A 10,395-nucleotide genomic window follows, 5' to 3' on the forward strand; every position below is an offset into this window, starting at 1 on the left:
TAAACCTAGACCTAATTACCTCATAACGACCTGTCTGGGAGAAGCGGCCATGGAAGAGAAGATCTACGGCGTGCCGTCGGAATGGACCCATCGTGCCTATCTGGATGACGCGGGCTACCGCGCGAAATATGAGGCGTCGGTAAAGGACCCAGAGAGGTTCTGGGCCGAGGAAGCCAAGCGCATTCACTGGTTCAAGGCGCCGACCCGGATCAAGAACACCAATTTCGGACCCGGCGATGTCTCGATCCGCTGGTTCGAGGATGGCGTCACCAACGTCGCCTATAATTGCGTCGACCGGCATCTCCATACGCGCGGCGATCAGGTCGCCATCATCTGGGAAGGCGACGATCCTTCCGAATCCAAGAAGATCACCTATCGCGAGCTTTACGCGCAGGTGAACCGCATGGCCAACATCATGCGCAATCGCGGCGTCGAGAAGGGCGACCGCGTCACAATCTACATGCCTATGATTCCGGAAGCGGCCTATGCGATGCTGGCCTGCGCGCGGCTCGGCGCGATCCATTCCGTGGTGTTCGGCGGCTTTTCGCCGGATTCGCTCGCAAGCCGCATTCAGGATGCGAAATCAGCCTTCATCATCACCGCCGACGAAGGCCTGCGCGGCGGACGTAAAGTCCCGCTGAAGGTCAATGTCGACGCCGCCATCGAGCGCGTGGGCGCGGGCGTTGTCGATCACGTGCTCGTCGTGCGCCGCACCGGCGGCGCGGTGAACATGGTACCGGGCCGCGACGTTTATTACGACGAGGCCGCCGAGCTCGTTTCCGACGAGTGCCCCTATGAGGAGATGAACGCTGAGGATCCGTTGTTCATCCTCTACACCTCCGGCTCGACGGGAACGCCGAAAGGAGTGCTGCACACCACCGGCGGCTATCTCGTCTATGCGGCGATGACGCATCAATACGTCTTCGATTATCACGACGGCGACATCTACTGGTGCACCGCCGACGTGGGCTGGGTGACGGGCCATTCCTACATTCTCTACGGACCGCTCAGCAATGGCGCGACGACGCTGATGTTCGAGGGCGTGCCCACCTATCCGTCGATCTCCCGCTTCTGGGACGTGATCGACAAGCACAGCGTGAACATCTTCTACACCGCGCCGACCGCGATCCGCTCGCTCATGCAGGCAGGCGAGGAGCCGGTGAAGAAGACCTCGCGCAAGTCGCTGCGTCTGCTCGGCTCCGTGGGCGAGCCGATCAATCCGGAAGCCTGGGAATGGTACCATCGCGTCGTCGGCGACAGCCGCTGCCCCATCGTGGATACCTGGTGGCAGACGGAGACCGGCGGCATTCTCATCACGCCGCTTCCCGGCGCCACGAAGCTCAAGCCGGGTTCCGCCACGCGCCCGTTCTTCGGCGTGAAGCCCGAGATCGTGGATGCTGAAGGCAACGTGCAGGCGGGCGCGACGGAGGGCAATCTCGTGATCGCCGATTCCTGGCCGGGCCAGATGCGCACGGTCTACGGCGACCATGAGCGCTTCGTGCAGACATACTTCTCCACCTATCCCGGCAAGTATTTCACCGGTGACGGCTGCCGCCGCGATGCGGACGGCTATTACTGGATCACCGGCCGCGTGGACGACGTGATCAACGTCTCTGGCCACCGCATGGGCACGGCGGAGGTCGAATCCGCGCTCGTTGCCCACCCGAAGGTGTCGGAAGCAGCCGTGGTCGGCTATCCGCACGACATCAAGGGCCAGGGCATCTATGCCTACGTGACCCTGATGGCGGGCGAGCAGCCCTCAGAGGAATTGCGCAAGGAATTGGTGGGCTGGGTGCGCAAGGAAATTGGCCCCATCGCCTCGCCGGACCTGATCCAGTTCGCGCCCGGCCTGCCGAAGACCCGTTCGGGCAAGATCATGCGCCGAATCTTACGCAAGATCGCTGAGGACGAGTTCGGTTCGCTGGGCGACACCTCGACGCTGGCCGACCCCACCGTGGTCGACGACCTGATCACCAACCGTCAGAACAAGCGCACGCAGGCGGCGTAAGTCACACCACACGTCATCTCGGGACCACAAAGTGGAACCCGGGATCGCCCAACAGGCATGGTGCCTTATCCTGACAGCGATCCCGGATCGGCCCAGGCCGTCCGGGATGACGCTTTTTGGGGGCCTCGGAACCGCAGCCGTTCCCTTCGCGTCTCACCCTCACGCTGTTCAGCAGGAGGGTTTTTTCATGAGCGCGCGGATCGCCATCGCATTGACGGCCTTGACTCTCACAGTCTCAGGCGCATCCGCCCGCGAGGTTGTGCCCTTCGAAGCCCGCGTCTCGCCGGGCACGATCGTGATCAGGACAGGCGAGCGGCAGCTCTATTACGTGCGCGGCGACGGGACGGCCCTGCGCTATCGCGTGGCCGTCGGGAAACCCGGCAAGCAATGGTTCGGAGAAGCGCGGATCGACGGCAAATATGTGAAGCCCGCCTGGTCGCCTCCGGTGGAGGTCAAGCGCGACAACCCCCGCCTGCCTGACGTGATCCCCGGCGGCGCGCCTAACAACCCCATGGGCGCGCGGGCGCTCACCCTCGATCTCGACGAATACGCCATTCACGGCACCAACCGCCCCGGCTCCATCGGCACTTACGCCTCCTATGGCTGCATCCGCATGCTGAACGCGGACATTATCGATCTCTACGATCAGGTGAGCGTGGGAACGCGGGTAGTGGTGGAGCGCTAGGCTGCCTTACATCCGGCTGTTCCGACAAAGACAAAACGCTCAATGAGAGCCTAGGAATGGCTTGACAGACAGAGCAATTCCGTAACACATAAAGAAATCTTTATATCTTTATGTGGCTGCCATGGACATCGATCTTCTCGGACTGAGCCTTTTCACTTTGGCTGCCTTGGTCCTTCTGGGCTCTCCAGGTCCTGCCATTGCCGCCCTGGTCGCGGTGGGGCGGAGCCACGGTTTCACGAAGGGCTTGGGTTTCTACGGCGGCCTCCAGGTAGGCCTTGCCCTGGCCGCCGGCGTCAGTGCGGCGGGACTGTTCTCACTCATCCAGGCTTTCCCGATTATCACGTTCACGATGACCGTGGTCGCGGCTCTTTACCTGGCATACCTCTCCTACAAGATCGCCACCGCGCCCGTAGGCCCGCAGGAGACGAAGAGCACGTCCGACTTCGCCTCGACGCCTCTCGGCGGCTTCGTGCTCGGCATCACCAACCCGAAGGCCTATGTAGCGTTCGTCTCGCTGATGGCATCCTATTCCGTCGTCCGCTCGAACACGTTCGCCGATTCAGCAGCGAAATGGCTGTTGTGCGTCATCGTGATGATCGTGGTCGACATCGTCTGGCTGTGGCTCGGCGTCATAATCCAGAAGGCAAATCTGAGGCCTGAGGCCGAGCGCATGCTCAACATCGTCATGGGCGCGACGATCCTGCTGACGGCCGTTTTGGCTTTCGTCTGATTGTTCTAACGATAAATATCCGCGCGGGTCGACGATAGGCCCGAGGGCCCGCGCGTGCGCTTGGAGACGAGCGTCTGGTTCACGCCCACCGCCGCGCGCTCGAAGGCAAGCGAGCAGCCGGCGAGGTAGAGAAGCCACATGCGGGTCTTCTCCTTGCCCACCATGGCCTCGGCTTCTTTACGCTTGGCGCTCAAATTCTCCCACCACAGGCGCGTGGTGCGCTGGTAATGCTCGCGCCAGCCCTCCACGTCATGCACCTCGAAGCCGAAGCGCTCGAGATTGGCGATCGACATGCCGAGGTGATCGAGCTCGCCGCCGGGGAAGATGTAGCGGGTGAGCGCCTTGTATTCGGGCTTGAGCTTGCGGAACGCCCGCTCGCTCTTCTTGGCGCGCCGCGCGATGGTATGGTGGAGATAGAGACCGCGCGGCCTGAGCAGGCGATGCACCGAGCGGAAGTAGGTGGGATGGTTCCTGATGCCCACATGCTCGAACATGCCGATGGAAGAGATCTTGTCGAACTCGCCGTCAACTTTCGTGAAATCCTTCACGATAATTTCGACGCGGTCCTGCAATCCTAGACGCGCCACCTTCTCGCGGGCGAGCTTTGCCTGTTCCTCGGCAAGCGTCACACCGGTGGCCTTCACGCCGTAATGCTGCGCCGCATGGCAGACCAGCGCCCCCCAGCCGCAGCCGATGTCGAGGAAGCGATCATTGGGTTTGAGCCGCAGCTTGCGGCAGATCATGTCGAGCTTGTCGAATTGCGCGCGCGCCAGATCATCATGCCAATCGGGTTGGAAATAGGCGCAGGTGTAGACCATCTCCGGATCGAGGAAGAGACCGTAGAACTCGTTCGACACGTCGTAGTGATAAGCGACGTTCTTCTTGTTGGTCTGCGGCTTTCCCTCGCGTGCCTTCGGGTTTTCCTCGACCCGGGCGAGAGGGCGCGGCATGTCGGCGTCCGCGCGCCAGAAATAATAGGCGGTCTTCAGCGCTTTGAGTTTGTTCACCTGCCTGAGGCGACGGCTCACCTTCTGCGGCCGCTGGGCGGCAAGATCGAAGATGGTGCCGTTCTTGAGATCCAGCAGGCCCGACACATAGGCGTTGAGCACGGTATCGAGGTTCGGGCGGCGGATGAGACTCGCGATGACGTTCTCGTGCCGAATAGTGAGACGCATGGCGTAGGACGGTAGCTCTGCGGGAACAGTGGAGCCATCCCACAGCTCGAAGCCGAACTGCAGATCGAGCGCCTTATGCGCCTCCTCCAGAAGATCCCGGAAAAGCTTGAGCCGCTCCGCCTCGTTCATCACCCCACTGCCTTTGGTGCTTCGAATTGCGAAGGACACTAAGCGGAGGGGTTCTCGGAAACAATCTCTTCCCGAAAGAGAGCCGTTTAAAAGTCGCTGGCGAGGCCTTTTACCTCCCAGTCGTCATAGCGCACCGGCTCCAGGCCGCCACGGCCCTGATGTTCTTTTTGCCTAGCGATCTCCGCCGCCTTGGCATCGATCTCCCGGCGCCGCTCGGCGGCTTCCTCCAGGGCCCGCAGAGCCGCTGGGGACAGGGGTTTTCCGGGCGCTGCCCCTTCGAGGGCAGGCGCTGAAAGCATTTGAGGAGTCTCGTCGGTGCTCATGAGAGGGTTCTATCAGGTCCTTGAACCCCGTGGGAGAGGCAAGTGGGCGCGGATGCCCTTGGTCGGGAGCTGGACCATTCCCACATGAAGTGTCAACGAATATAGCTCTGTTCGAGGTGGAGACCCCGATGAACACCGTCAAGACCGGAATGCTGCTGGCGGCCCTCATGGCCCTGTTCGGCGTTGTCGGCTACATGCTGGGCGGCGCGACTGGCATGATGATCGCGTTAGGGATTGGCTTGGCCACCAACCTCTTCGCCTATTGGAATTCCGACCGGCTGGCGCTGGCCGCCCATCACGCCGTCGAGGTGGATGAACGGACCGCGCCGGATCTCGTCCATATGGTGCGGGATCTCGCCCGCAACGCAGGCCTTCCCATGCCGCGGGTCTATCTCATCGAGAATCCGCAGCCCAACGCCTTCGCCACCGGGCGCAACCCGGAGAATTCAGCGGTCGCCGCCACCACCGGCCTTCTCAACATGCTGAGCCATGACGAGGTCGCGGGCGTGATGGCGCACGAGCTGGCCCATATCAAGAACCGCGACACGCTGATCATGACGGTGAGCGCCACCATCGCGGGCGCCATCGCCACGCTGGCCCAGTTCGGCTTCCTCTTCGGCGGACGCGGTAATGACCGTCCCAATCCCATCGTGATGATCGCCACCGCGCTCATCGCCCCCATGGCGGCCATGGTCATCCAGATGGCGATCAGCCGCTCGCGGGAATACGACGCCGACAAGATGGGCGCCGAGATCTGCGGCCAGCCCCTGTCGCTTGCCTCGGCCCTCGCCAAGATCGCGGGCGGCGTGGCCCATGTGCCCAACATGGATGCGGAGCGTCACCCCGCCACCGCGCCGCTCTTCATCATCAACCCGCTGTCCGGCCAGGGCATGGACAACCTGTTTTCCACCCACCCGGCGACGGAAAACAGGATTGCGGCGCTGCACGCTTTGGCGCAGGAGATGGGCACGACGATGGGAACGACGCCGCAACCCGGCTTCTTCTCGCAGAGTTCAAACAGTCCTTGGGGCCAGCCGCCCCGGCGCGGACCTTGGGGTTAAGTATCTTGAATCAATCGGACGAACAGGCAGGCCTCGGCCCCCGCCGCCTCGCCTGGATGGCGGTGACGGAAACCGTGAAGCGGCGCGTGCCGCTCGACGACGTGCTGGACGAACTCTCGCCTAAGGAAAACCTCTCGGCGCGTGATGAGGCCTTAGCGCGGGCCATCGCCATCGTCACCTTCCGCCGCCTCGGCACCCTGGGCCGCGCGCTCAACGAGCGCCTCAACAAGGACCCGAAGGACGAGCGCCTGCTGCATCTCCTCGCCACCGGTGCGGCGCAGATCCTGTTTCTCGACATCCCCGACCATGCCGCCGTCGACAGCGCCGTGCGGCTGGCGCAGGAGGATGCGAAGCTCCATCACGCGGGCGGATTCATCAACGCGGTGCTGCGGCGCGTAGCGCGCGAGCGCGACATGATCCTCGGCGCTCAAGAAAACACGCAAGGGCCTTGGCTCGACACACCCACCTGGCTCGAGGAGCGCTGGGTGGAGCAATACGGCGAGGAGCTGGCGGCGAAGATCGCGGAAGCGCATCGCTCCATGGCCTCCGTGGATATTTCCGTGAAGGAGAATGCGGAAGCCTGGGCCGAGCGCCTCGGCGGCGTTCTGCTGCCGACGGGCAGCATCCGCCTTGTGGAGCGTACCCCGATCCGCGACCTACCCGGTTTCGACGAGGGCGCATGGTGGGTGCAGGACGCCGCCGCCGCCCTTCCCGCCCGCCTGTTGCAGGCCAAGCCCGGTGAACGCATCGCGGATCTCTGCGCCGCACCCGGCGGCAAGACGGCGCAGCTCGCGGCAGCGGGCGCTGATGTTCTGGCGGTCGACCGCTCAGCGAAACGCCTAAAGCGCCTGGAAGAGAATCTCGCGCGTCTTAATCTCAAAGCCGCAACCCGCGCCATCGATGCGGAGAAGCTCGATGAAGCGCCCTTCGATGCCATCCTGCTCGATGCGCCCTGCTCCGCCACCGGCACGATCCGCCGTCATCCCGATGTGGCCTGGACCAAGAGCGAGGAAGATATCCGCAAGCTCTCAGGTCTCCAGAATCGCCTTCTCGACAAGGCCGCGAGCCTGCTCAAACCCGGCGGGCGCCTCGTCTATTGCACCTGCTCGCTCGAAGCCGAGGAAGGCGAACGACAGGCCGCCGATTTCCTTGAGCGCCATCCGGAATTCGCGCGTCAGCCGATCACGGCGGATGAGATCGGCGGTCTGACCGAATGCCTGACACCGGACGGCGACGTGCGCACCCTGCCCTGTTATCTCGTCTCAGAAGAACACGAGCGTGGCGGCCTCGACGGCTTCTTCATCGCACGTTTCGTGAAGAATTCCTGAACTCACATCATCAATCTCTGCCCTTACCTCAAGCAACACACTGAGGATGAGGGCAGTTTTTGTTGAAACCGGTCACAATTACCGGCGCTTACACGTTGTTAACCAGTCAGCAGGAACTCCTCTCTATGCTGACGCGGACCATCATGACACGAGGAGCGCCACGGGTGGATTTTGGGCCGGATCGCTGGCGTTTGTATAAGCTTGCCTCGATTGAGGCAGGTCGCGCCATGCGCAGTGGAACGGTCTGGGGCCTATCCAAGCTGTTCTCGCGCGCGCCGATGCCGACGCGGCTTCTCTTCGCGCCGCAGGATTTGCGCACCGCAGATCCCACCATCGCGACCGATATCTATTCCGGCTTCTTCGCCTTCGCGGGCCGCGCGATCACCACGAGCGGACGCTCGCCCTTCGCGTTTACACCACCGAGCAAGGCCTGGGCCGAAGCGCTCTACGGTTTCGGATGGCTGCGCCATCTACGCGCCGCCGGGACCGCGCTCGCGCAGGCCAATGCGCGCTCGCTGGTGGACGAGTTCGTCTCATCCAAGCTCGGTGACAGGAATCTTGCCACCGACACGCAGGTAATCGCGCGTCGCCTCATATCCTTCATCAGCCAGTCACCGCTGATCCTGGAAGGCGCGGACCACGCTTTCTACCAGCGTTTCCTGCGCCTCATCGGCCAGCATGTGCGCGAGCTGGAACGCCACGTGCGCTCTGGTGTCCTGCCCCAGCAGCAGCTGATGGCGGCGATCGCGCTCTGCTATGCGGGACTGTGCTGCGAAGGCCTCGACCGCAACTTGCGCCGCGCGAGCCGCCTGCTCGCCCGCGAATTGGACCGCCAGATTCTCGCCGATGGCGGACATGCAAGCCGCAACCCGCGTGTGATCGTCGATCTCTTGTTCGACCTTCTGCCGCTTCGCCAGATGTTCGCGAGCCGCGAAGTCGATACGCCCGAGGCGCTGCTCAATTCCATCGACCGCATGCTGCCCATGGTGCGAATGTTCCGGCACGGCGACGGCACGCTTTCGCATTTCAACGGCATGGGCGTGACGGCAGCAGATCATCTCGCGACGCTTCTCACCTATGACGACATGCGCAGCCAGCCGATCCAGCACGCGCCCTATTCGGGCTATGAGCGCATGGAAGCAGGCCGCACGCTCGTCGTTGTGGATGTAGGCGCGCCGCCCCCGACGGGCCTCTCAACGGAAGCCGGCGCGGGCTGCCTCTCCTTCGAGTTCTCTTCAGCCTCCCAGCGCATTGTGGTCAATTGCGGCACGCCGCGGATTGCAGGCGACACCATCATCCAGGCGTCGCGTTCCACGGCGGCGCATTCGACTGCCTCGATCAACGATATCTCGTCCTGCCAGATGGTGAGCGACAAGGGAAATTGGTTCAACCGCCGCGTCGCTCGCTGGCTCTTGCGCCGCATCGGCCCCGTGGTGCTGAGCGGCCCCGAGAAGGTCACGTCCGAGCGCAGCGAACGGGAACACGCCCCCATCCTCACCGCCAGCCATGACGGCTATCGCCAGCGCTTCGGCCTGACCCACGAGCGGCGGCTTCTGCTTGCGCCCAAGGGTAACATCCTGGAGGGCGAAGACGTCTTCTGGGGCGAAGGCACGGCGGCGGCCTCGGCGGAAATCACCATCCGCTTCCACCTCGCTCCTGGCGTCAAGGCAAGCCGCGCGCAGGGAGGACGGGTCGTGATGCTCGTTCTCCCGAACCAGGAAGCCTGGCAGTTCACCGCCACCCCGGTTGGTGCCCACGTGGAGGACAGCGTGTTCCTCGCAGCCTCCGACGGCATGCGCCGCACGGAGCAGATTGTGCTCGGCCTCCGCCCCAGCGAGACACCTTCGGTCCGCTGGCGTTTCGAGCGGCTGGCGCGCAACGTCAATCCGGGTCAGCCCGCGGGCACGACGGGAGATCTGCTGTGAGGCTTCAGGAACCATGAGCATCGCCGATCTTGTCGGGTTGGTCGGAGTCGCGGCCTATTTGTCGGCTTATGGATTGCTGCAGCTGGGCATTCTGAAGGTCGAGGACGGCCGCTATGCCCTGCTCAACGGCGCTGGCGCTCTCTTGATCCTCTATTCCCTGATCTACGACTTCAACCTGCCCTCGTTCGTCACGCAGACCGCATGGCTGATCCTGACGATCATCGGTTATGTGCGCTTGCGCTCCAGGCGGCGGCCTGTGGCGCCTACCAAATAGTGTTTTGTGTAAGCGCTTCTTTGAAATGTTAAGTTCAGCGAAATACCGATTCAGACACTTCTTTAGTCCAGGAAGCGGCATATGCTTGTGGGGAGCCGATAGCTTTACGCAAGAGACTTATGATTACCCTGTCGATCATTGGAAGCTGCCCATAAGCGAAAACCTAAAATACAAGCTGCAACACATTATCAGCTGGTATGACACATCTATTGATTGGTCCTATCCGCCCGACCCCAGTCCATGGTCCTGGGAGGAGCGAAAGCAATTTATCGGCCAATCGGCAGAAGTGCTGGCTTTGCTGAAAGCTGAACTCGGCGAGAATTATGAAATCCTGGACGAGAGAACGCTATAGCCGAAAGCCATGACCTACTTGATCGTCAAAGCAGCCCTGTCAGGTATTCTCGTCATGATCATCTCGGAGGTCGCACGGCGCAGTCCCGGATTCGGCGGGCTGATTGCTTCGCTTCCCCTAGTATCCGTACTCGGTATCATCTGGCTATGGCGCGACACCTCGGACCTGGAGCGCATCGCCAGCCATTCGCAAGCGACATTCTGGTTCGTGCTCCCCTCTCTCCCGATGTTTCTTGTCTTCCCGATGATGCTCCGGCATGGGCTCGGCTTCTGGCTTTCAATAACGCTGTCCTGTCTTCTGACCATGGGGCTCTATCTCGTCACCCTCTGGATTCTGCCTAGGATCGGTATCAATCTCTGAGCGCGATTCATCCTGGGCGGCTCTAAACCCCGCCCTCCCCGGTTC

10 protein-coding genes are annotated in these 10,395 nt (G+C 62.5%); 8 read left to right on the forward strand and 2 right to left on the reverse strand.

The window, feature by feature from the left end:
- The first annotated feature begins 49 nt into the window (after positions 1–49).
- The 3 genes from acs (at position 50) to MHY87_RS12805 (ending at position 3,423) form a co-directional block, all read left to right on the forward strand.
- Positions 50–2,008 (forward strand): acetate--CoA ligase, encoded by a 1,959-nt coding sequence (acs, locus tag MHY87_RS12795; protein ID WP_239352245.1) that lies wholly within the window; start codon positions 50–52, stop codon positions 2,006–2,008.
- Between the two features lie 187 nt (positions 2,009–2,195).
- On the forward strand, positions 2,196–2,693 hold the full coding sequence (locus MHY87_RS12800) for a L,D-transpeptidase (RefSeq protein WP_239352246.1): 498 nt from the start codon (positions 2,196–2,198) through the stop codon (positions 2,691–2,693).
- A gap of 121 nt (positions 2,694–2,814) precedes the next feature.
- Positions 2,815–3,423, forward strand: coding sequence for a LysE family translocator (locus tag MHY87_RS12805; protein ID WP_239352247.1), 609 nt, complete (start codon positions 2,815–2,817; stop codon positions 3,421–3,423).
- A 5-nt stretch (positions 3,424–3,428) separates the two neighbouring features.
- Here MHY87_RS12805 and MHY87_RS12810 read toward each other — a convergent pair whose 3' ends face one another.
- Positions 3,429–4,727, reverse strand: a complete 1,299-nt coding sequence (locus tag MHY87_RS12810; RefSeq protein ID WP_239352248.1) for a class I SAM-dependent methyltransferase — start codon at positions 4,725–4,727, stop codon at positions 3,429–3,431.
- 86 nt (positions 4,728–4,813) lie between these two features.
- The gene (locus MHY87_RS12815) at positions 4,814–5,050 is read right to left on the reverse strand and encodes a DUF1674 domain-containing protein (RefSeq protein WP_370644911.1); all 237 of its coding nucleotides are present in this window, start codon (positions 5,048–5,050) and stop codon (positions 4,814–4,816) included.
- A 128-nt stretch (positions 5,051–5,178) separates the two neighbouring features.
- Here MHY87_RS12815 and htpX point away from each other — a divergent pair, with 128 nt between their 5' ends.
- From htpX to MHY87_RS12840, 5 genes are all read left to right on the forward strand, one after another.
- The gene (htpX, locus tag MHY87_RS12820) at positions 5,179–6,111 is read left to right on the forward strand and encodes a zinc metalloprotease HtpX (RefSeq protein ID WP_239352249.1); all 933 of its coding nucleotides are present in this window, start codon (positions 5,179–5,181) and stop codon (positions 6,109–6,111) included.
- A 56-nt stretch (positions 6,112–6,167) separates the two neighbouring features.
- The gene (locus MHY87_RS12825; RefSeq protein WP_239352290.1) at positions 6,168–7,439 is read left to right on the forward strand and encodes an RsmB/NOP family class I SAM-dependent RNA methyltransferase; all 1,272 of its coding nucleotides are present in this window, start codon (positions 6,168–6,170) and stop codon (positions 7,437–7,439) included.
- Positions 7,440–7,564: 125 nt separating this feature from the next.
- On the forward strand, positions 7,565–9,364 hold the full coding sequence (locus MHY87_RS12830) for a heparinase II/III family protein (protein ID WP_239352250.1): 1,800 nt from the start codon (positions 7,565–7,567) through the stop codon (positions 9,362–9,364).
- 13 nt (positions 9,365–9,377) lie between these two features.
- The gene (locus MHY87_RS12835; RefSeq protein WP_239352251.1) at positions 9,378–9,638 is read left to right on the forward strand and encodes a cyclic nucleotide-binding protein; all 261 of its coding nucleotides are present in this window, start codon (positions 9,378–9,380) and stop codon (positions 9,636–9,638) included.
- 361 nt (positions 9,639–9,999) lie between these two features.
- Positions 10,000–10,350, forward strand: a complete 351-nt coding sequence (locus MHY87_RS12840) for a DUF3147 family protein (RefSeq protein WP_239352252.1) — start codon at positions 10,000–10,002, stop codon at positions 10,348–10,350.
- Positions 10,351–10,395 lie beyond the last annotated feature (45 nt).

Source organism: Microvirga sp. ACRRW (assembly GCF_022346925.1).
Taxonomy (GTDB): Bacteria; Pseudomonadota; Alphaproteobacteria; order Rhizobiales; family Beijerinckiaceae; genus Microvirga.